Genomic DNA, 21,418 nt, shown 5'->3' on the forward strand with positions numbered 1-21,418 from the left:
GCGACGCCTTGCGGATTTTACGAAATAACTTGACGCGTCGGGCAAATCACATGCATGATGCCATCATCGCGACATTTGGGATGACCGCCCCCGATCTCGTCATGCCTTAGCTGACGAGTTGCTTCACCGCAGCCGAGATCATCACGAGCCCGCCCGTGATCACCGCGACATCGAGGATCGCGGCGTGGATATGCACCGGCATCCGCTCGACAAAGGCCTTTGCCAGGAACGCGCCAGGCACCGCCATCCCGCCGATCAGGAGCGCGAACGCCAGCACCTGCGCGGTCACCGCGCCGGCGAGACCAAACACCGAGATCTTGATGAGGCCGGTGCCGAGCGAGATCATCGCGTCGGTCGCGATCACCGCCGCGCCTTCGAGGCCGGCGGCCATCAGCAGCGAGAGCAGGATGACGCCCGAGCCCGAGGTGCCGCCGACCAGCACGCCATAACCGACCGAGCCCGCCGCAAGACCTGTATTGCCGATCTTGACCTGGCGGCGGCGCAGCACGCGGCGCAGCGGCACGCTCAGGATCAGCATGGTGCCGATCACCAGCGCCGCGCCGGCATTGGTGAGGCGCGTGTAGCCGTAGGCGCCGAGCGCCGTCGTCAGCGCCGCGCAGGCGAGCACGACGAGCGCGCGGCGGCGATCGGCATAGCTGACATAGGCAATCGCGCGGCTGAGATTGGTGAAGATCGCCGAGATCGCGATGATGGGCACCACGGGCTCGGCGCCGACCATCGGCACCAGCACCAGAGGCATCAGGGCGCCGGTGCCGTAGCCTGCGAGCCCGCCGATGATCGAAGCAAACAATGCCATCAACGCGACCAGCAGGAGCTGCAAAATCGAGATATCGGCGAAGGCTGAGACGATCGTCACGTTCTCTGATCGCGGCTGACGCGTGCCGCAGCTTGATCGGCGATGGAAGCGAGCGCCGCCTCCTCTAGGGGAAAATCCGCGGCAAGCCAAGCATCCTCGGCGAGCGTCAACACATGCCCGAGCGCGGGCCCTTCCGCCATGCCGCGCGCGATGAAGTCGGCGGCTTTCAGCGGGAATTTCGGCGGCATCCAGCGTTGCGGCAGCTCGGCAAGCTCACGCCAGCGTGCGGAATTCGAATCGCCACCGTCCCTCGCCCAGGCCAGCAACACACGATCGTGATAGCGCTCGACGCCTAACCGATAGAGCAGCCGCCGCGCATTGGTCTCGTCCTTGTTGGCGAACCGCCACCAGCGGTGTCCCATCGAATCCAGCGCCTTGGCCTCCGCATTGCTGAGCCTCAACCGCGACGCGACGCGCTTGGCATCCTCGGTGACGGCGACGGTCAGCGCCGCGAGACGCCGGGTCGCGCTCGCCGGTAGGCCGAGTTCGTGCTCGATCGCGATCATGCTCGCCAGCGGGCCGGTATAGGCGACGCCGCCGACCAACGATTGGAGCAGGCCGCCGTCGGCCATGGCGAACGTCGCAGCTGCAGCGCCGCCTGCGACGAGCAGCTTGAGCATTTCCATGCGCACCCGCTCGGCCGAGAGACCGGCCAGCCCGGCGCGGCCGCGAATACAGGCGAGATAGCCGTCGCGATCCGGCTCACCGGCGCCGAAGGCGGCGTGGATGCGGAAGAAGCGCAGGATGCGCAGGTAATCTTCGGCGATGCGCTGGTCGGGATCGCCGATGAAACGCACGCGCCGCAGCGCAACGTCGGCAAGCCCGCCGACATAGTCGTGCACGACGCCCTTCGCGTCGACCGACAGCCCGTTCATGGTGAAGTCGCGCCGCTCGGCGTCCCTCACCCAGTCGCGGCCGAACGCGACCTTGGCCTTGCGGCCGAAGGTCTCGGTGTCCTCACGCAGCGTCGTGACCTCGTACGGGTGCCCGTCGATCACGAGCGTGATGGTGCCGTGGTCGATGCCGGTCGGCACGCTCTTGATGCCGGCGCTCTTTGCCCGCCGCATCACTTCCTCCGGCAATGCGGTGGTCGCGATGTCCATGTCCCCCGGCCGCAAGCCGAGCAGTGCGTTGCGCACGGCGCCGCCGACCACGCGCGCCTCCTCGCCGTCCGCGTTCAGGAGCTTCAGGACGCGCGCGGTCCCGCCGGAGGTCAGCCATCGGGCATCGGCAAGCAGGGGCTCCGCGCTCATCTGCCAGCCCCTATTTCTCGACGCCCGGCACGAGCCGGCCGTTCTCGACATGCGCGGGGACATAGGTCGAGTTCGGCGATGCGCCGGTGAAATGTGCAAGCCCGACCAGGCTTGCGATCACCAGCACCAGCGCAACCAGCCCGAGGCGGGCGATGGTGTAGACCGGCCAGGACGACTGCACCAATAGGCCCGAGCGGCTCGCGACCAGGAACAAGGCATAGACCGCGAAGGGAACGAGGAAGATTCCGATCTCGGTCAGCGCCGGCCGGATCATGGCAAATAGATCCGCTCATACAGCACACGCAATATCCCGGCGGTCGCCCCCCAGATGTACCGCTCGGCAAACGGCATCGCGTAATAGAAGCGCTCCATGCCCCGGAATTCCTTGCTGTGCACCTGGTGGTTCGCCGGATTCATCAGGAAGGATAGCGGCACCTCGAAGGCGTCATCAACCTCGGAATGGTTGATCACAAGCTCAAATCCCGGCCGCACCCTTGCGACCGTCGGCAGGATACGGAAGCCGAAGGCGGTACCGTAGAGATCGAGATAGCCGACCGGCTCGACGAAGTCGCGCGGCAGGCCGACCTCTTCCTCGGCCTCGCGCAGCGCCGCATCGCGCGGCGAGGCGTCAATTGCGTCGATCTTGCCGCCGGGAAACGCGATCTGCCCGGCATGGTCGTTCAGATGCGCCGAGCGCTGCGTCAGCAGCACGGTCGGCTCGGGCCTATCGATGACCGGGATCAGGACCGCCGCGGGGCGCACCGGCTGCTCGCGCGCAACGATCTCGAGCATCTTGTCGGTGCCGGGATCACCCGACATCGGCACGATGTTGGGATCATAGAGGGCGGACGGCACGTCGAAGGTCAGCCGCGCCTTGGAGCGGGCGAAAAAATCCGCCGCGCCCAACCGGACGGGTTCGTCCTTCAGAAACGGCTTGGTCAAAGCGCGGCCCTCACCTGCTCAGCATCCGCCATGGCGAAGAATTCGCCGGCCGACTCGACACCGAACATTGGCTGGCCATCGATCATCCGCTCCTCGCCCATGTCAACCAGATCGTAATAGAGCGCGCGTGTCACCTTGGCCCAAAGGTCAGAGCGCACGTGCAGATAGGGTGTCAGCCCGCCATCGGCTGCTTGCTCGAAGCGCAAGCGATGCGCAGCATCGCACCTCACCCAGTCGTCGACATTGGTGCGGAAGCTCAGCACGCGATGGTCGCCTTCGCCCTCCTTCTGCATCTCGACCGCCATGAACGGCGCGTCATCGACGCGAATCCCGACCTTCTCCACGGGCGTGACGAGAAAGTGCTTGTCCCCTTCGCGTTTTAGGATAGTCGAGAACAGGCGCACCAGCGCCGGGCGACCGATGGGCGTCCCCATGTAGAACCACGTACCATCGGAGGCGATTCGAATGTCGAGATCGCCGCAGAATGGCGGATTCCACAGATGAACCGGCGGTAACCCTTTTTGGGCAGCGCCGGCGTTCTTGGCGGCGGCAGTCAGCCCGTCAAGACCCCGATTGCTGCTCTGCCCTTGCTTCGCCATGGTTTGCCCTGACTTTGTCTTTGGCACGATTGGTGCAGGTCTACGTTGTACCTCGGTGAGCGGTTCCACACCGGAATCATCCGGTGTGCAAGGTCGCCACTTCGTGATGCCGTACATATCCCGAAGCCGATAAGGTGGGGATAGGTTAATTCAGCGAATACAGGGCCTTCCTGCAAGTCTAGCATGGGGCCCGAGACGTGACATGTCGTGAGCTATCATGTCACGAGCTGACATGCATGAGATGACGACGCAGGCAAGCCGCGTGAACGGCTTAAGGAGCTGACGGATGGCGGAAAGTGTCGAAAAACTCGAAGACGTGATCGTCCGCTCGGCGGAGCAGGTGTCGGGACAGATTCGCGCCGCCAAGGACGCGATCGCAACCGTCATCTTCGGCCAGGATCGCGTGATCGAGAATACGCTGGTGACGATCCTCTCCGGCGGTCATGCGCTGCTGATCGGCGTGCCCGGTCTTGCCAAGACCAAGCTGGTCGAGACGCTCGGCGTCACGCTCGGTCTCGATGCCAAGCGCATCCAGTTCACGCCCGACCTGATGCCGTCGGACATTCTCGGCGCCGAAGTGCTCGACGAGAGCACTGCCGGAAAACGCTCCTTCCGCTTCATCGCCGGTCCGGTCTTCGCGCAGCTCCTGATGGCCGACGAAATCAACCGCGCCAGCCCGCGCACGCAGTCCGCGCTCCTGCAAGCGATGCAGGAGCAGCACATCACCGTCGCCGGCGCGCGTCATGACCTGCCGAAGCCCTTCCACGTGCTCGCCACGCAAAACCCGCTGGAGCAGGAAGGTACCTATCCGCTGCCGGAAGCACAGCTCGACCGCTTCCTGATGGAGATCGACGTCGACTATCCCGATCGCGACGCCGAGCGGCGCATCCTGTTCGAGACCACCGGCGCCGAAGAAACGCTGGCAAAGGGATCGATGGCGGCGGATGCGCTGATCGCGGCCCAGCGGCTGGTGCGGCGCCTGCCGGTCGGCGATTCCGTGGTAGAGGCGATTCTGTCGCTGGTGCGCTCGGCGCGTCCCGGCCCCGACGGTGGCGACACCGGCAAGCTGATTGCCTGGGGACCGGGTCCTCGCGCCAGCCAGTCGCTGATGCTGGCGGTGCGCGCACGCGCGCTGCTCGACGGCCGCCTCGCGCCGTCGATCGACGATGTGCTCGACCTCGCCGAGCCGGTGCTGAAGCACCGCATGGCGCTGACGTTCCAGGCGCGCGCCGAAGGCCGCACGATTCCGGACGTGATCCGGCAATTGAAGACACGGATCGGTTGATGGCCGCAGACAACGGGCACACAGCGAAGGAGATCATTGCGATCCGACGTGCCGATGGCGAAAGCCGTACGCTCGCCGCTTCGCTGCCGCGCCTGGTGCTCGAGGCCCGCCGCATTGCCGCCAACGTCATCCACGGCCTGCATGGCCGCCGTCGCGCCGGCTCGGGCGAAAGTTTTTGGCAGTATCGCCGCTTCGTTTCCGGCGAGCCGTCGCAGAACGTCGACTGGCGCCGCTCGGCGCGTGACGACCATCTCTATGTCCGCGAGCAGGAATGGGAAGCCGCGCACACCGTGTGGATCTGGCCCGACCGTTCGCCCTCGATGGCGTTCGCATCCAGACAGGCGCGCGACTCCAAGCTCGAGCGCACGCTGATCGTGGCATTCGCGCTGGCCGAACTGCTCGTCTCCGGCGGCGAGCGCGTCGGCATCCCCGGCCTGATGGCGCCGACCGCGAGCCGCAGTATCATCGACAAGATGGCGCAGGCGATGCTGCATGACGATTCCGAACGGCCGAGCCTGCCGCCGCCCTTCGTGCCCTCGGCGCTTGCCGAGACGGTGGTGCTGTCCGATTTCTGGTCGCCGATCGCGGAGATCAGGAGCATGCTTGCAGGGCTCTCCGGCTCCGGCGCCCATGGCACGCTGGTGCAGATCGTCGATCCGGCCGAGGAGACGTTCCCCTATTCCGGCCGCGTCGAATTCGTCGAGCCCGAGGGTTTTGGCGCGATCACGGCAGGGCGCGCCGAAAGCTGGGCCCAGGACTACACCGCGCGGCTCGCGCTGCATCGCGACCAGATCCGCGACGAGACCAACAAGCTCGACTGGCTGTTCGCCACCCACGTCACCGATCGCTCCGCCGCCGAACTGCTGTTGTTCCTGCATGCCGGCATGCAGGTCAGCAAATCGGGCGCGCGCTCCACCACCGTCAAAGCGGGGCCCGCCGCATGATCGGAAGCCTGCCGCTCGCCTTCACCGAACCGCTGCTCCTGATCGGGCTCGTCAGCCTGCCGGTGCTGTGGTGGCTGCTGCGCGTGATGCCGCCGCGGCCGCGCCGCGTCGAATTCCCGCCGACACGCCTGTTGTTCGACATCGCGCCGAAGGAGGAGACGCCCTCGCGCACGCCCTGGTGGCTCACTGCGCTGCGTCTGCTCGCCGCGGCGCTGGTGATCTTCGCCGCCGCCGGCCCGATCTGGAATCCGCAGACCGGCCTTGCCGGCAGCAAGGCGCCGCTGATGATCATGTTCGACGACGGCTGGAGCGCGGCCTCGAACTGGGATGCGCGGATCAAGGCCGCCGACGAGCTGATCGCGAATGCCGACAGCGACCGCCGCGCCATCGCGCTGGTGCCGCTCTCAGAGCCGAACCGCGACATCACGCTGATGCAGGCAGGCGCAGCGCGCGTTGCGCTGCGGCAACTCACACCAAAACCCTATTCCATCGAGCGCGTTGAAATTCTCACCGCGATCGATCGTTTCCTCAAGGCAACCGGCGATTGCGAGATCGCCTGGCTCTCGGACGGTGTCGATACCGGACGCGGCGAGGAATTCCTGCAAGGCCTGACCAAGACGATTGGAGACCGCAGCTTGACGGTGTTTGAAGGCGGCACGCCCTCGCCGCTGGCGCTGGTCGCAGCCGAGAACGCAGCCGCCAAGATGGTCGTGAAGGTGCTACGTACCGACAGCGGCATTGCCGCCGGCTCCGTGCGCGCGCTGGACCAGAAGGGATCGCCGATCGGCGAAGCCCGCTACACCTTCGCCCCGCAGGACAAAGAGACTGAGGCGTCGTTCGACCTTCCGGTCGAGCTGCGCAACGACATCACCCGGCTCGAGATCTCCGGCGAGCATTCCGCGGGCGCCGTGCAACTGCTCGACAAGCGCTGGCGCCGCCGCGCCATCGGCATCGTCTCCGGCGCAACCAGCGAGACTGCGCAGCCATTGTTGGCGCCGACCTTCTATCTCACCCGCGCGCTGGCGCCGTTCGCCGATGTGCGTCTCGCCGACAAGGGCGCGCCGCAGCAGGGCATCACGCAATTTCTCGACCAGAAGCTGCCGATGATCATCCTGGCCGATGTCGGCACCATCGCACCCGAAATCCGCGAGCGCCTCAACGCCTGGGTCGATCAGGGTGGCGTGCTGGTGCGCTTCGCAGGTCCCCGCCTCGCGCAGGCCGAGGACGACCTCGTGCCGGTGAAGCTGCGCAAGGGCGGCCGCACGCTCGGCGGCAGCCTGACCTGGGAGAAGCCGCAGCATCTCGCGGCCTTCACCGCGGACGGACCGTTCGCCGGCGTACCTGTGCCGAAGGACGTCACCGTGAGCCGTCAGGTGCTCGCGGAGCCGGACGCAGTGCTTGCGACCAAGAGCTGGGCCTCGCTCGAAGACGGCACGCCGCTCGTCACGGGCGAGCATCGCGGCAAGGGAATCGTAAGCCTGTTCCACGTCAGCGCCGACATGCGCTGGTCCGATCTGCCGATGTCGGGCACATTTGTCGAAATGCTGAGGCGGATCGTCGACATGTCCGGCTACACCTCCAAGCCAGGCGCCGGCGTTGCCGGTGAAGCCAGCACCGAGACGGTGGCGCCGCTGCACATCCTCGACGGCTTTGGTGCCTTCGGTCCGCCACCGGCGACCGCCAAGCCGTTGTCGGCCGATTACCGCGACCGCGCCACATCAGATCATCCGCCCGGCTTCTACGGCCCGGCCGAGGGACCACTGGCCGTGAACACGCTCGCCGCCGCCGACCGCATCGCCCCGCTCAACACCGCGAGCCTGCGTGCCCGGCACGCGACCTATACCAACGCCGAGCCGCGCGACCTGCGCGGCTGGCTGCTCTCGAGCTCGCTCGCGCTGTTCCTGATCGACGCCATCATCGTCGCCCTGCTCGGCGGCGGCCTCGCCGCGCTCCTGCGCCGGCGCGCGGCGCCCGCCGTGCTCGCGATCGGACTGGTGCTCGCCAGCCTCACGTCGCCCGCACCATCGCGGGCCGACAGCGCTACCGACGATTTTGCGATGAAAGCGGTGTCGCAGACACGCCTTGCCTACGTCGTCACGGGCAATGCCGACGTCGACTCCATCGTGAAAGCCGGCTTGTCCGGGCTGACGCTGTTCCTGGCGCAGCGCACCGCGCTCGAGGCCGGCGATCCCGTCGGCGTCGATCCGGCGCGTGACGAGCTCGCCTTCTTCCCGCTGATCTACTGGCCGATCGTTCCCGGCGCGCCGAAGCCACCGCAGGACGCCATCAACAAGATCGACGCCTACATGAAGCAGGGCGGCACGGTGATCTTCGACACCCGCGACGCCGTCGAAGCCTCGCCCGGCGAGAACGGCGCCTCGCAGACACCCGGCATGCAGGCACTGCGCGAGATCCTGTCCTCACTCGACGTGCCCGAGCTCGAGCCGGTGCCGCGCGAGCACGTGCTGACCAAGACCTTCTATCTGCTGCGCGACTTCCCCGGCCGCTTCAACACCGGGCAGACCTGGGTCGAGACCCTGCCGCGCGAGGAAGAGGACGACAGCGCACAGCGCCCGGCGCGTGGCGGCGACGGCGTCTCGCCGATCATCATCACCTCGAACGATCTCGCGGGAGCCTGGGCGATCCGTCCCGATGGCCAGCCGATGCTGCCGATGGCGCCGGGCGAGCCGCGTCAGCGCGAATTCGCCTTCCGCGCCGGCGTCAATATCGTGATGTACACGCTGACCGGCAACTACAAGGCCGACCAGGTGCACGCGCCGGCGCTGATCGAGCGGCTCGGGCAATAGGAGCGACATGAATTACGGCATCGCGTTCACGCCGCTTGTCCCTGCGATCGTCCTGTGGATCGCGCTCGCCGCGATCGTGGTCATCGCAGTCCTCTTGCTGCTGGCCCGCGCGCGTGGCGCGGCGGTGCGTGTCGCCGCACTCGCGCTGTTCCTGCTTGCGCTCGCCAATCCCTCCTTCACCCGCGAGGACCGCGATCCCCTCACCTCGGTCGCTGCCGTCGTCGTCGACAAGAGCCCTAGCCAGAACTTTGGCAACCGCACCAAGGAGGCCGCTCAGGCGCAGGAGGCGCTGGTCGACAGCCTGAAGCGGATCAAAGGCCTCGAGGTGCGAGTCGTCGAGGCCGGACAGGCCGACGGCGAGACCGACGGCACGAAACTGTTCGGTGCCCTCGCCTCGGCGTTGTCGGACGTGCCGGTCGACCGCGTCGCCGGCGCATTCCTGATCACCGACGGCCGCGTGCACGACATCCCCGCGAACGCCGCGGCGCTCGGCTTCCAGGCGCCGGTGCACGCGCTGATCACCGGCCAGAAGAACGAGCGCGACCGCCGGATCGCGATCACAGCCGCGCCGCGCTTCGGCATCGTCGGCCAGACCCAGACCATCACCTACCGGCTCGACGACCAGGGCGTGACTGGCGATCGCGCCAAGGTCACGGTGCGCCGCGACGGCGAGACGATCAACGAGCGCACGCTGTCGAGCGGCCAGACCGCAAGCGTCGACGTCGACATCAAGCATGCCGGCCCGAACATCGTCGAGATCGAGGCCTCGCCGCTCGATAACGAGCTGACGCCGGTCAACAACCGCGCCGTGGTGGCGATTGACGGCGTGCGCGACAAGCTGCGCGTGCTGCTGGTCTCCGGTGAGCCGCATTCTGGCGAGCGCACCTGGCGCAACCTGCTGAAGTCCGACGCCAGCGTCGATCTCGTGCATTTCACGATTTTGCGTCCGCCGGAGAAGCAGGACGGCACGCCGATCAACGAATTGTCGCTGATCGCGTTTCCAACCCGCGAACTGTTCCAGCAGAAGATCAACGAATTCCAGTTGATCATTTTCGACCGCTATGCCCGCCAGGGCGTGCTGCCGATCGCCTATTTCGACAACATCGCACGCTACGTCCGCTCGGGTGGCGCGGTGCTGGTCTCGGCCGGGCCCGACTATGCCTCGAACACCAGTATCTGGCGCACGCCGCTGGACTCCGTGCTGCCGGCCGAGCCGGTCGGCGTCACCGAGAAGCCGTTCTATGCGCATCTCTCCGACACCGGTAAGCGCCATCCGGTGACGCGCGGCCTCGAAGGCTCTAACTCGGAGCCGCCGCATTGGAGCCGCTTCTTCCGCACCGTCGACACCAGGAATGCGACGGGCTCGCCGGTGATGACCGGCGCCGACGGCAAGCCGCTGTTGTTCCTTTCGCGCTTCGGCGAGGGACGCGTCGCACTTCTCCTCTCCGACCACATCTGGCTATGGGCGCGCGGCTATGAAGGCGGCGGCCCGCATCTCGACCTGCTGCGGCGAATGTCGCACTGGCTGATGAAGCAGCCGGATCTCGACGAGGAAGCGCTGCGCCTTCAGGTGCAGGGCAAGGATCTCGTCGTGGTGCGCCAGACGATGTCCGACAGCGTGCAGCCGGTGACGGTGACCTCGCCCTCCGGCGTGACGCGCGACCTGACGCTGAACGCCGGCGACCCTGGCGAATGGCGCGCGAGCCTGCCGGCCAGCGAGCTTGGTCTCTGGCAGGCCACCGACGGCACGCTGAAGGCGCTGATCAATGTCGGCCCGACCAATCCGAAGGAATTTTCGGAAGTCACCTCGACCGCCGAGACGCTGAAACCCCTGACGCAGGCGACCGGGGGCGACGCCGTGCGCGTCGTCGACGGATCGAGCGTCGAGCTGCCGCGCGTCGTGCCGGTGCGCTCGGCTAGCGTCTTCCACGGCGACGGCTGGATGGGGGTCAGGATGCGCGATGCCAGTGTGGTGAAGGGCGTCGGCGTGCTGCCGATCTTCGCCGGGCTGATCGGGCTGCTGCTCCTGCTCGGCGCGTTCGCCGCGACCTGGGTGCGCGAAGGGCGCTAGAGCGCACGCATACCGTTGCATGAAGATCACAGCGGGAGGCCGGCCACAGCCGTCGCGCCTCCCGCGGTTGACACGCGCACTGCGATCCTCGATGTTACATTGTAACATCGTGATGGCCGGGGGGACTGGCCGCCGCGATGCGGGGTGCGTTTTTCGAATGAAGTGGTTCCGGTCGAACATCAGGCACGGCGCCCGGCTCGCGATCTTCGCGATGCTGGTGCAGTTCGCGCTGACCTTCGGCCACAGCCACTCGTTCGCGAAAGCCGCGCCGCTGCTCCAGTCGTCGCAACAGGCGAGCGGCATCGCGTCCGTTGATCGTGCAGCGCTCCAGAAGCAGGCACCGGCCAAGCCCGACCACGACCAGCAGGGCGACGACAATTGCGCGATCTGCGCCGTGGTCTCGATGGCGAGCACCGTCGTGTTCGCGACGCCGCCGCTGCTGCATCTGCCGCAGGCGGTCGAATTCCTCTACCGCACCACCGACGCCGAATTCATCCATCTGAAATCGGCCGGCCACGCGTTCCAGCCGCGCGCCCCTCCCGCTTCCTGATCTCCGTCGATTGAACCGCCCTACGGGTTGCCGCCGTCGCGCGCGCAAGCCTCCGTCGGGCTTTCGAGGATTGATCCGCCGCATGTCGGCGGCAGGCGCTCGTAGTCGAAGCCGGATTTCGGCCGCGCCTCATCGGAATCAGGACAATGTTGGTATCTTCAGGACCCCGCTTCGCGGGCGCAGGCGTGGCCACGCTCACGCTTTTCTATCTCAACAGCACCGCCGCGGCGCAGACGGACGCGCCGAGCGCCGCCACCACCCTGCCCAGCGTCGAGGTCACCGCCCCGCCGCGCGCGCATCCGTCGCATCCACCAAAGGTTCGCACCGTACGTAAGCGTCTCCAGGCGCCCGAAACGCCGCCGCCGACCGAGGCGCAGACCGTAGCCCGCCAGAATGCGACGTTCGACCAGACCCGCGACAACCTCGTCGCCCCCATCGGCGCCACATCGCACACGATGAATCGCCAGGCGATCGAGGCGCTGCCCCAGGGCAACAATGCGACGCTGGACAAGGTGCTGCTGCAATTCCCCGGCGTGACCCAGGATTCGGCGGCCAGCGGCGAGCTGCACGTGCGCAACGAGCACGCCAATTTGCAGTACCGCATCAACGGCATCATGCTCCCCGACGGCGTCGGCGCATTCGGGCAGATCCTCGATACGGGGATTGTCGGCAGCATGAGCCTTCTCACCGGCGCATTGCCCGCGCAGTACGGCTTCCGCACCGCCGGCGTGCTCGACATCCAGACCAAGGCGGACGCCTTCAACAATTCCGGCGTCGTCGGCGTCTATGGCGGCAGCAACGGCACGATCTCGACGAACGTCGAATATGGCGGGACCGCCGGACAGACGCAGTATTTCGTCTCGGGTCGCTTCCTCCAGAACAATCTCGGCATCGAGAATCCGACCGCATCGGTGAACGCGATCCATGACCGCACCAATCAGGAGAAGGGATTTCTCTATCTGTCGACGGTGCTCGATCCCACCAGCCGTCTGACCTTCATGAGCGGCGTGTCGAACGCGACGTTCCAGATCCCGAACAATCCCGGACAGACGCCGAGCTTCACGGCGTTCGGCGTGTCCAATTTCGACTCGTCGAAGCTCAACGAGCACCAGAACGAGTTCAACCAGTTCAACGTCGTTGCCTACCAGAAGTCCGTCGGCGAATGGGACACCCAGATCGCGTATTTCAACCGTTACAGCCAGTTGCACTTCTACCCCGACCCGATCGGCGATCTCGTCTTCAACGGCGTATCCTCGGACGTCTACCGGCAGAGCCTCGTCAACGGCATCCAGCAGGACACCGCCTGGCGCGTCGGCTATGCCCACACGCTGCGCTTCGGCTTCAGCGTCAGCGCGGAGCGGACATTGGTCAACAACGGCACGACCGTGCTGCCGCTGGCCGACCCGACCGATCCCAGCGCAGGCACGATCGATGCGCCGTTCTCGATCTTCGATTCCAATGCCAAGACCGGCTGGTTGATCGGGACCTATCTCCAGGACGAGTGGCGGATCACCAACAATCTGACCCTGAACGCCGGATTGCGTTTCGATCAGATGTACCAGTATGTGAACGCCAACCAGCTCAGCCCTCGCGTCAGCCTGACATGGAAGCCGTTCGACGGCACCACGTTCCATGCCGGCTATGCGCGCAACTTCACTCCGCCGTCGCAGGTGATCGCGTCGCCCACCAATCTTGCATTGGTGACGCCGCCCAACGCGCCGGCGAACACGCAGACGCCGGAGGTGCCGCTCAACAGTCCGGTATTGCCGGAACGGTCACACGTGTTCGACGTCGGCGTGGTGCAGAAGATCTATCCGATCCCGGGCCTCGAGGTTGGCGTCGACGGCTACTACAAGATCGCGCGCGATCTGCTCGACGATGGCCAGTTCGGCGCGGCCTATGTGCTGAACGGCTTCAACTATGATCGCGGCGAGAACGTCGGCGTCGAACTCAAGTCGACCTACAAGAACGGCAATCTCAGCGCCTATGCCAACCTTGCCTGGGCCCGGCAGATCGCGACCAACATCGTCTCGAACCAGTATCTGTTCGGTCAGGACGAGCTCAACTATATCTCGAACCACTACGTCTACACCGATCATGCGCAGATGTGGACGGCGTCGGCCGGCGCCTCCTATCTGTGGGACGGCACGCGCTACAGCGTGTCGATGATCTATGGCAGCGGCCTGCGCTCCGGTTTCGCCAACACCGATCATCTGCCGGGCTATACACAGGTCAATCTCGGCCTGTCGCACGACTTCAACATCGTGGCGCCGAACAAGCCGACGACGCTGCGGTTCGACGTGGTCAACCTGTTCGACACGATCTACCAGATCCGCGACGGCTCCGGCATCGGCGTGTTCGCGCCGCAGTACGGGCCGCGTCGCGGCTTCTATGCCGGCCTTTCGCAGAGGTTCTAGGCGTGCGCCCTGCTCCCGTCGGGGCCGACCGGCCCCGACGCTCGCTGCGATCGCCACAAAGGGCCAGCGCAGCTTTGCAGTGGAGGACACCGCGGCGGCGTTGGTGGAATTCGAGAACGGCGCGCGCGTTCGCGAACTTCAAGTTCTAGGACATGATGAGATCAGGTTTCGCTCACAGGGCGCGAGGAGGTGCACTCCCTCTCGTGCTTGCGCGGCGCTTCGTGAGGTAATGACACACCGCTTCATGCCACAGGCGTCGTGCGAATGTCGCTTGCTTCGACAGGGCGAACTAACCGCCCTACGCGCTTGTCGCAGTTTTGTCATCGAACGATGGTCCGATCTAGCAGGTGGCCGAGCGGTCCGCCAAGTCCGCCGGCCAGGACCGATGGAGACCGACATGCACCTGATGCGCGCCCTCCGCTTCGCTCTTCTGTCGCTCGCCGCCATTCTCGGCTTCAGCTCTCAAGTCTACGCGACCGACATCACCGTCTATACCGCGCTGGAGGCCGACCAGCTCAAAGCCTACAAGGCTGCTTTCGAGAAGAGCAACCCGGGAGTCAACATCCTCTGGGTGCGCGACTCCACCGGCATCATTACCGCGAAGCTCCTTGCCGAGAAGGCCAACCCGAAGGCCGACGTGGTCATCGGCCTCGCCGCGACCTCACTGATGCTGCTGCAGAAGCAGGGAATGCTCATGCCCTACGCCCCGGCCAACCTCGACAAGGTCACTCCGACCATGCGCGATCCGGCTAATCCGCCGGTGTGGGTCGGCATGGACGTCTGGGCGTCGGCGTTCTGCGTGAACACGGTCGAGTCCGACAAGAAAAAGCTCCCGATTCCGAAATCGTGGGCCGATCTGACCGACCCCGTCTACAAGGGCCAGGTTGTGATGCCGAATCCCGCCTCCTCGGGGACGGGCTTTCTGATGGTGTCCGCCTGGCTGCAGATGTTCGGCTGGGACGGCGGCTGGAAATACATGGACGAACTCCACAAGAACGTCGCTTCCTACATGCACTCGGGCTCCAAGCCCTGCCGTCAGGCTGGAGCGGGTGAGTACGCGATCGGCCTCTCGTTTGAGTACCGCGCCAACAAGACCAAGAAGGACGGTGCCCCGATCACCATCGTCCTGCCCAAGGAAGGGCTCGGCTGGGACATGGAGGCGACGGCGATCATGAGCACGACGAAGCAGCCCGAGGCCGCGAAAAAGCTTGCCGACTGGGCCGTGACCCCCGAGGCAAACAAGCTCTACGCCGAGAGCTACGCGATCGTAGCGCTCGAGGGCATTGCGAGCCCGCTGGAGTTTGTCGAGGGTGACATCCAGAAGATGCTGATCAAGAACGACTTCGCCTGGGCTGCCGAGAACCGCGAGCGCATTCTTGCGGAGTGGATCAAGCGCTACGATGGCAAATCCGAGCCCAAGGGCTGATCACGGTTCGGATTGATCCGGCCGGCGACGGCGGGCCGTCGCCGGGAAGCGCGGGGGACAGGGTTCATGGACACCGCATCAAACATCGAGCCTTATCTGCGCATACGCAACGTCACCAAGACGTTCGGTTCATTCGCCGCGCTGTACGCTATCGACCTCGACATTATGCCGGGCGAGTTCGTGTCCTTCCTTGGACCGTCCGGCTGCGGCAAGACCACACTTCTGCGCGCGATCTCGGGCTTGGATGTCCAGACCAGTGGCTCGATTCACCAGGGCGGGCGCGACATTTCGACCCTCCCCGTCGCCCAGCGAGACTTCGGCATCGTATTCCAGTCCTACGCCCTATTTCCCAATCTGACGATCAAGGACAATGTCGGCTACGGTCTCGTCTCGACCGGCAAGTCGCGGGGCGAGATCGACAAGAAGGTCAGCGAGCTCCTCGCGCTCGTGGGCCTATCCGACCAGGCGAACAAATATCCGGCCCAGCTCTCGGGCGGTCAGCAGCAGCGCGTTGCACTTGCCCGCGCCTTGGCGCTATCGCCAGGGCTTCTGCTGCTCGACGAGCCGCTCTCAGCCTTGGACGCGCGGGTCCGCGCTCGACTGCGCGGCGAGATCCGTGACCTCCAGCGTCGGCTCAACGTGACTACGATCATGGTCACGCACGATCAGGAGGAGGCACTCACCATGTCCGACAGGATCGTGGTAATGAGCAAAGGCAAGATCGAGCAGGTCGGCACCCCGGGCGAGATCTACAGCCGCCCAGCCACTGCTTTCGTCGCCGACTTCGTCGGCAAGATGAACTTCCTCCAGGGGCTACTCCTATCCGGGAACCGCGCCGATGTAACAGGTGCGGTGCTCACATTCTCAGAAGAGGTGTCGCTCGGTCAGGGGGCGCCGGTGATCGTGTGCTTGCGGCCCGAGGACGTGGTGGTACGGAATGTCACGGGGGACAATCGCCTGTCGGTGCAAGTCGGCGTCATGGAGTTCATCGGCAACCATTTTGCAACGACGCTGCACGCCAACGGCACCAGTCTGAATTTCTCTGCCGATCTCTCGATCAACGACGTGCGCGATCTCGGAATAACGCCCGGAAGCACGATCGACGTGCGCCTGCCACCGAACCGGCTGCGCGTGTTTGCACAGCCGCCGGCCGCGACCTGAGGGAGACGGGCCATGGCGACGTCAACACTGGGGTTGCAGGCCGCGGCGACACCACTCAGACAGCAACTTGGGCGAGATGACTGGATCATGCGCGGCGCCCTCGTGGCGCTCGGCGTCTGGCTGGTCTTGACCGTGCTCCTGCCGCTATGGGCGCTCCTGTCGAAGAGCTTCCAGGGAGCGGATGGCAGCTTTGTTGGCCTCGCCAACTTCGCCGCCTACTTCGCCAACCCGAGGCTCGCGATCTCGATCTGGCACTCTGTGTGGGTGTCGGTCCTGAGCACCATGATTTGCGTTCTCCTCGCCTTTGCTTACGCTTACGGGCTCAACCGCAGCTGCATGCCGGCGCGCGGGTTGTTCCGGATCATCGCACAGATCCCGATCCTTGCCCCCTCGCTCCTGCCAGCGATCAGCCTCGTCTACCTGTTCGGCAACCAGGGGCTTGCCCCGTGGCTGCTGTTCGGAGGCTCGGTCTATGGCCCGATCGGGATCGTCATGGGCGAGGTGTTCTGGACCTTCCCGCACGCGCTCATCATCATCTCGACCGCGCTTGCGATCTCGGACGCCCGGCTCTATGAGGCGGCCGAGGCGCTACGCGCGAGTCCGAACCGCACCTTCTGGACTGTCACCATCCCGGGCGCGCGCTACGGCCTGATCAGCGCGATCTTCGTGGTGTTTACGCTCGTCATCACGGATTTCGGTGTGCCCAAGCTGGTCGGCGGCCAGTTCAATGTGCTGGCGACCGACATCTACAAGCAGGTGGTCGGCCAGCAGAACTTCCAGATGGGCGCCGTGGTCGGCCTCATCCTGCTGCTGCCGGCCGTGATTGCGTTCCTCGTCGACCAGATGATGCAGCGTCGGCAGTCGGCGTTGCTCTCGGCGCGGGCGGTGCCGTACGCGCCCAAGCCGGATCCCATGGTCGATCGACTGATGCTGGCCATCTGCACGCTGATCGCCTTCGCGATCCTGGTGATCCTCGGCGTCGCGTTCTTCGCGTCGATCGCCACCTTCTGGCCCTACAATTTGACGCCCAGTTTCAAGAACTATGATTTCGACATGATGGATGGTGGTGGTTGGGCCAGCTACTACAACTCGCTGATCATGGCGGGTCTCACCGCGCTATTCGGTACCGCGATCGTGTTCAGCGGCGCTTACCTCGTCGAGAAGACACCGCGTTTTCGCGAGCCCCGTCGCTTCGTCCAGTTCCTGGCGCTCCTGCCACTGGCGGTGCCGGGCCTGGTCCTGGGCCTCGGGTACATCTTTTTCTTCAACAGCCCCACCAACCCGCTCCGTTTTCTCTACGGCACGATGGCGATCCTGGTGATCTGCACGATCTCACACTTTTATTCGGTGTCGCATCTGACTGCGGTGACGGCGCTCAAGCAGATCGACCAGGAGTTCGAGACCGTATCGGCCTCACTGCGCATACCGTTCTGGCGTACATTCGCCCGCGTGACCCTGCCGGTCTGCCTGCCGGCTGTCCTGGACATTGCGATGTACCTGTTCGTGAACGCGATGACGACCGTCTCGGCTGTGGTATTCCTCTACTCGCCTAACACTACGTTGGCGGCGATCGCCGTCCTGAACATGGACGACGCAGGCGACGTCGCGCCGGCAGCAGCGATGGCGATGGTCATCTTCGTGACCTCTGCTGTGATCCGGGCAGCCTACATGGTGATCACCCAGGGCTACCTCGCCCACTCGCAAGCATGGCGGACGCGGTGAGCGCGCTTCTGGGCGAGTTCGACCTCGCGGTCGTCGGCGGCGGCATTTGCGGCCTTGCCCACGCGCTCGCGGGCGCGCGTCGCGGTATGCGGGTCGTGGTGATCGAGCGCGATGCCCAGGCGAACGGCGCCTCGATACGCAATTTCGGCTTCGTCACAGTCACCGGTCAGCAACGTGGCGAGTGCTGGCGGCGCGCGATGCGATCGCGCGATATCTGGGCGGAAGTGGTGCCGGCGACTGGTATCCGCGTCGAGCACCGTGGGCTCGCCGTGGCGGCCCGGCGGCCCGAGGCGGTCGCTGTGATCGAGGCATTCCGGGACACCGAAATGGGCACGGCTTGCGAACTCTTGACGCGGGACGCGGCTGCCGCCCGTTTCCCGATGCTGCGGACCGACGAACTGCAGGCAGTGCTGGTGAGCCCACATGAGCTGCGTGTGGAATCGCGAGTGGCCGTGCCGGCATTGTCGCGGTGGCTGGCCGAGGCACACAACGTCACGTTTCTCTACCAGACGCTTACGAAGGCGCTGACGCCACCTGTCATCGAGACGACACGGGGAACGGTCAGGGCCACGCTAAGCGTGGTATGCCCAGGCGATGACTTCCTCAGCCTCTATCCCGAGCGGCTCGCCGCCTACGGTCTGACACGCTGCAAGCTTCACATGCTGCGGGTCGGCTTCGCTGCCGCAGCGCCGCGGTTCAACGCAGCAGTGATGTCGGACCTCGGACTCGTCCGTTATCTCGGCTACTCGGAGCTCCCGGAAGCCGCTGCTTTGAAAAAGCGATTGGAGGCGGAGCAGGGTGAGCACCTGGCCAATGGCGTGCATCTCATTGCCGTCCAGAGCGAGGATGGCTCGCTCGTCGTAGGCGACTCGCATCACTACGCCGCCACGCCCGACCCGTTCGGTCCGGATTCAGTGGACGAACTGATCATGGAAGAGTTCCGGCAGGTGGTGGCTTGTCCTGTGCCCGTCATCCGCGAGCGCTGGATCGGTACCTACGCTTCGGCGTCCGACCGCCTGATGCTGATCGATCGCCCCTTGGATGCCGTGCGTGTCGTGGTGATCACCAGCGGCACCGGTGCCAGCACCGCTTTCGCAATCGCTGAGGAAGTGATCGACGAGCTGACGACAAGGAGCCAACCCGCATGACGGAGAAATTCGAGCGCGTTCGGGCCGTCGTGTTCGACTGGGCCGGGACGATCGTGGACCACGGGTCGCTGGCGCCCATGGGTGTGTTTGTGACGGCATTCGCGCGCTTCGGAGTCGAAATCACGATCGACGAGGCGCGCGCGCCTATGGGCATGGCGAAACGCCCCCACATCGCCACGCTGATGCGGCTGCCACGGGTGGCCGCCGCCTGGCGCGACAAGCACGGGCGCGAGCCTACCGAAGCCGACATCGATGCAGTCTACGAGGTGTTCGTCCCGATGAACGTCGAGGTCGCGGGGCTCCACGCCGACGTGATCCCGGGGGCGGCCGAGGCCGTCGCAGAGCTGCGGCAGCGCGGCGTGAAGATCGGTTCGAGCACCGGCTACACGCGCGACATCATGGCCAAAGTCATCCCGATTGCAGCCGCCCAGGGCTATTCGCCCGACTGTATCATCTGCACCGGCGACACGCCCGACGGGCGCCCGACTCCGTTCATGCTTTACAAGGCCTTTCTTGAGCTCGCGGTGTGGCCGGCATGGGCCTGTGTCAAAGTCGACGACACAGAGGTCGGGATCGCCGAAGGCCTCAATGGCGGCTGCTGGACCGTGGGCGTGGCCGTCACTGGCAACGTGTTCGGGCTGTCACTTGCCGACACCGCCGCATTGTCATCGCAGGCCTTTGCCGCACGGCGTACGGCGGCCGCGAACCGCCTCGAGGGCGCCGGCGCTCACTACGTGATTGACAGTGTCGCTGACATCTTCCCGGTAATCGAAGCGATAGAAGAGCGCCTTACCAGGGGTGAGCGGCCGTGAACGAGGCAGAGGGCGATGGAAACCTCTCGGGAGAACGGCAGGCCTGGCGGGCGCGACATCTCGATTCAATGACACGCGAACTGCTCGACGAGGATGAGCGCTGGTTTCTGCGGCAATCGCTGTCCACGCCGTGCCTCAACGTGGCAACGCGCGCGGAGGGCTGCCACATCGTCGACCTGCAAGACCGGCGCATTCTCGATTTTCATGGCAACAGCGTGCACCAGGTCGGCTACGGCCACCCTCGCGTGGTGGCCGCGATCAAGTCGCAACTCGACACCTTGCCTTTTTGCCCGCGCCGCTACACCAACAAGAGCGCCATCGACCTCGCCCGCCGTCTGGCCCAGCTGGCGCCGGGTCATCTGGAGAAGGTCCTTCTGGCCCCCAGCGGCTCGGCTGCAATCGGCATGGCGCTCAAACTCGCCCGCTACGCCACCGGTCGGCACAAGACGCTGTCCATGTGGGATGCGTTTCACGGCGCCAATCTCGATGCGATCTCGGTCGGCGGCGAAGCCCTTTTCCGGCGCGACGTCGGGCCGCTGCTGCCGGGCACCGAGCATGTCCCGCCGCCCGGGCTGGCCGAGCGCTTCTTCGGGCAGGACGGTCGCGGGCATGAGCGGCTCGCGGACTATATCGACTACGTCCTCGAGATCCAGGGCGACGTCGCGGCCGTAATCGCCGAGCCCATGCGATGGACCACGGTCGAGCCGCCGCCGCCGAGCTTCTGGCCAAAGGTGCGGGCAAGTTGCGACCGGCACGGGACCCTCCTGATCTTCGATGAGGTGCCGAGCTGTCTGGGCCGCACCGGCACCATGTTCGTATGCGAGCAGGTCGGAGCTGCGCCCGACATTCTCGTCCTCGGCAAGGGACTGGGCGGCGGCATCATGCCGATGGCGGCCATGGTGGCGCGAGCCGATCTCGACGTGGTGCCGGATGGTGCGCTGGGCCATTACACGCACGAGAAGAGTTCGGTCGGCTGCGCTGCGGCCCTTGCCACGCTCGATGTGATCGAGGATGAAGGGTTGCTCGCCGCGGCCCGCGAACTCGGCGCCCATGCGCTCGAACGGCTGGAATTGATGGCACGCCGGGAGCCCGGAATATCTGGGGTGCGCGGCATGGGTCTCTATCTCGGCGTCGAGATCGGTCGACGCGGAGAGCACGAGGCGGATGAGCTAGCCGAGCGCCTGCTCTATCGCTGCCTGGAGGACGGCCTGAGCTTCAAGCTGGGAGGCGGCAACGTGGTCACCTTGTGCCCACCGCTCACGATTTCCCGCGCCGAGCTCGACCATGCCTTGGACATCTTCGATGGGGCGATGTCCTCCCTGCGATAGAGCGGGTGGCATTGGGATGAATCGTCATCGCGCATCAGGTCGTTGTTTGAGCATGATCTCCGCGCAAACGCGTTCC

General features: G+C 65.6%; 17 protein-coding genes. 12 read left to right on the forward strand and 5 right to left on the reverse strand.

The genetic code is table 11. The annotated features are described in order from the left end of the window. Positions 1-106 precede the first annotated feature (106 nt). From Q3C01_RS21740 to Q3C01_RS21760, 5 genes are read right to left on the reverse strand one after another with little or no spacing between them, the layout of a single operon-like run. Entirely contained in the window at positions 107-877 is a 771-nt protein-coding gene (locus Q3C01_RS21740) for a TSUP family transporter (RefSeq protein WP_458147346.1), read from the reverse strand. After that, on the reverse strand, positions 874-2,130 hold the full coding sequence (locus Q3C01_RS21745; protein ID WP_458147347.1) for a CCA tRNA nucleotidyltransferase: 1,257 nt from the start codon (positions 2,128-2,130) through the stop codon (positions 874-876). Before Q3C01_RS21745 ends, Q3C01_RS21740 begins: the two co-directional genes overlap by 4 nt. Positions 2,131-2,140: 10 nt before the next feature. After that, positions 2,141-2,404: a DUF6111 family protein gene (locus Q3C01_RS21750; RefSeq protein ID WP_458147348.1), complete on the reverse strand. Its 264-nt coding sequence runs from the start codon at positions 2,402-2,404 to the stop codon at positions 2,141-2,143. After that, positions 2,401-3,072, reverse strand: coding sequence for a CoA pyrophosphatase (locus tag Q3C01_RS21755; RefSeq protein ID WP_458147349.1), 672 nt, complete (start codon positions 3,070-3,072; stop codon positions 2,401-2,403). The genes Q3C01_RS21750 and Q3C01_RS21755 overlap by 4 nt, the downstream gene beginning before the upstream one ends. Next, the gene (locus Q3C01_RS21760; RefSeq protein WP_458147427.1) at positions 3,069-3,671 is read right to left on the reverse strand and encodes a DUF1285 domain-containing protein; all 603 of its coding nucleotides are present in this window, start codon (positions 3,669-3,671) and stop codon (positions 3,069-3,071) included. Before Q3C01_RS21760 ends, Q3C01_RS21755 begins: the two co-directional genes overlap by 4 nt. A gap of 286 nt (positions 3,672-3,957) precedes the next feature. On the opposite strand from Q3C01_RS21760, the gene Q3C01_RS21765 reads away from it, so the two are divergent. The 12 genes from Q3C01_RS21765 to pbfA all read left to right on the forward strand — a co-directional run bounded on the left by Q3C01_RS21765 (position 3,958) and on the right by pbfA (position 21,342). Beyond that, positions 3,958-4,956, forward strand: coding sequence for an AAA family ATPase (locus tag Q3C01_RS21765; protein ID WP_458147350.1), 999 nt, complete (start codon positions 3,958-3,960; stop codon positions 4,954-4,956). Then, the gene (locus Q3C01_RS21770; RefSeq protein ID WP_458147351.1) at positions 4,956-5,900 is read left to right on the forward strand and encodes a DUF58 domain-containing protein; all 945 of its coding nucleotides are present in this window, start codon (positions 4,956-4,958) and stop codon (positions 5,898-5,900) included. The genes Q3C01_RS21765 and Q3C01_RS21770 overlap by 1 nt, the downstream gene beginning before the upstream one ends. Continuing rightward, entirely contained in the window at positions 5,897-8,707 is a 2,811-nt protein-coding gene (locus Q3C01_RS21775) for a DUF4159 domain-containing protein (protein WP_458147352.1), read from the forward strand. Before Q3C01_RS21770 ends, Q3C01_RS21775 begins: the two co-directional genes overlap by 4 nt. 7 nt (positions 8,708-8,714) lie before the next feature. Then, positions 8,715-10,778 (forward strand): hypothetical protein, encoded by a 2,064-nt coding sequence (locus Q3C01_RS21780; RefSeq protein WP_458147353.1) that lies wholly within the window; start codon positions 8,715-8,717, stop codon positions 10,776-10,778. A 157-nt stretch (positions 10,779-10,935) separates the two neighbouring features. Then, entirely contained in the window at positions 10,936-11,328 is a 393-nt protein-coding gene (locus tag Q3C01_RS21785) for a DUF2946 domain-containing protein (protein WP_458147354.1), read from the forward strand. Between the two features lie 185 nt (positions 11,329-11,513). Then, entirely contained in the window at positions 11,514-13,745 is a 2,232-nt protein-coding gene (locus Q3C01_RS21790) for a TonB-dependent receptor (RefSeq protein WP_458147355.1), read from the forward strand. 406 nt (positions 13,746-14,151) lie between these two features. Next, complete coding sequence (locus Q3C01_RS21795; RefSeq protein ID WP_458147428.1) at positions 14,152-15,171, forward strand: putative 2-aminoethylphosphonate ABC transporter substrate-binding protein; 1,020 nt, start codon at positions 14,152-14,154, stop codon at positions 15,169-15,171. Between the two features lie 66 nt (positions 15,172-15,237). After that, complete coding sequence (locus Q3C01_RS21800; protein ID WP_458147356.1) at positions 15,238-16,332, forward strand: putative 2-aminoethylphosphonate ABC transporter ATP-binding protein; 1,095 nt, start codon at positions 15,238-15,240, stop codon at positions 16,330-16,332. 12 nt (positions 16,333-16,344) lie between these two features. Continuing rightward, positions 16,345-18,054: a putative 2-aminoethylphosphonate ABC transporter permease subunit gene (locus Q3C01_RS21805; RefSeq protein WP_458147357.1), complete on the forward strand. Its 1,710-nt coding sequence runs from the start codon at positions 16,345-16,347 to the stop codon at positions 18,052-18,054. Next, positions 18,051-19,202 carry a TIGR03364 family FAD-dependent oxidoreductase gene (locus Q3C01_RS21810; RefSeq protein ID WP_458147358.1) on the forward strand — a complete coding sequence of 384 codons (1,152 nt, stop codon included), beginning with the start codon at positions 18,051-18,053 and terminating at the stop codon, positions 19,200-19,202. The genes Q3C01_RS21805 and Q3C01_RS21810 overlap by 4 nt, the downstream gene beginning before the upstream one ends. Beyond that, positions 19,199-20,014: a phosphonoacetaldehyde hydrolase gene (gene phnX, locus Q3C01_RS21815; RefSeq protein WP_458147359.1), complete on the forward strand. Its 816-nt coding sequence runs from the start codon at positions 19,199-19,201 to the stop codon at positions 20,012-20,014. Before Q3C01_RS21810 ends, phnX begins: the two co-directional genes overlap by 4 nt. Continuing rightward, positions 20,011-21,342, forward strand: a complete 1,332-nt coding sequence (gene pbfA / locus Q3C01_RS21820) for a (R)-1-hydroxy-2-aminoethylphosphonate ammonia-lyase (protein WP_458147360.1) — start codon at positions 20,011-20,013, stop codon at positions 21,340-21,342. The genes phnX and pbfA overlap by 4 nt, the downstream gene beginning before the upstream one ends. Positions 21,343-21,418: the final 76 nt, after the last annotated feature.

It is taken from the genome of Bradyrhizobium sp. UFLA05-109, assembly GCF_054185165.1.

What these genes read in the sequence shown, in the direction of transcription:
- Q3C01_RS21745 (WP_458147347.1), bottom strand. Translation starts at nt 2,130, where the DNA reads ATGAGCGCGGAGCCCCTGCTTGCCGATGCCCGATGGCTGACCTCCGGC.
- Q3C01_RS21750 (WP_458147348.1), bottom strand. Translation starts at nt 2,404, where the DNA reads ATGATCCGGCCGGCGCTGACCGAGATCGGAATCTTCCTCGTTCCCTTC.
- Q3C01_RS21760 (WP_458147427.1), bottom strand. Translation starts at nt 3,671, where the DNA reads ATGGCGAAGCAAGGGCAGAGCAGCAATCGGGGTCTTGACGGGCTGACT.
- Q3C01_RS21765 (WP_458147350.1), top strand. Translation starts at nt 3,958, where the DNA reads ATGGCGGAAAGTGTCGAAAAACTCGAAGACGTGATCGTCCGCTCGGCG.
- Q3C01_RS21770 (WP_458147351.1), top strand. Translation starts at nt 4,956, where the DNA reads ATGGCCGCAGACAACGGGCACACAGCGAAGGAGATCATTGCGATCCGA.
- Q3C01_RS21775 (WP_458147352.1), top strand. Translation starts at nt 5,897, where the DNA reads ATGATCGGAAGCCTGCCGCTCGCCTTCACCGAACCGCTGCTCCTGATC.
- Q3C01_RS21780 (WP_458147353.1), top strand. Translation starts at nt 8,715, where the DNA reads ATGAATTACGGCATCGCGTTCACGCCGCTTGTCCCTGCGATCGTCCTG.
- Q3C01_RS21785 (WP_458147354.1), top strand. Translation starts at nt 10,936, where the DNA reads ATGAAGTGGTTCCGGTCGAACATCAGGCACGGCGCCCGGCTCGCGATC.
- Q3C01_RS21795 (WP_458147428.1), top strand. Translation starts at nt 14,152, where the DNA reads ATGCGCGCCCTCCGCTTCGCTCTTCTGTCGCTCGCCGCCATTCTCGGC.
- Q3C01_RS21800 (WP_458147356.1), top strand. Translation starts at nt 15,238, where the DNA reads ATGGACACCGCATCAAACATCGAGCCTTATCTGCGCATACGCAACGTC.
- Q3C01_RS21805 (WP_458147357.1), top strand. Translation starts at nt 16,345, where the DNA reads ATGGCGACGTCAACACTGGGGTTGCAGGCCGCGGCGACACCACTCAGA.
- phnX (WP_458147359.1), top strand. Translation starts at nt 19,199, where the DNA reads ATGACGGAGAAATTCGAGCGCGTTCGGGCCGTCGTGTTCGACTGGGCC.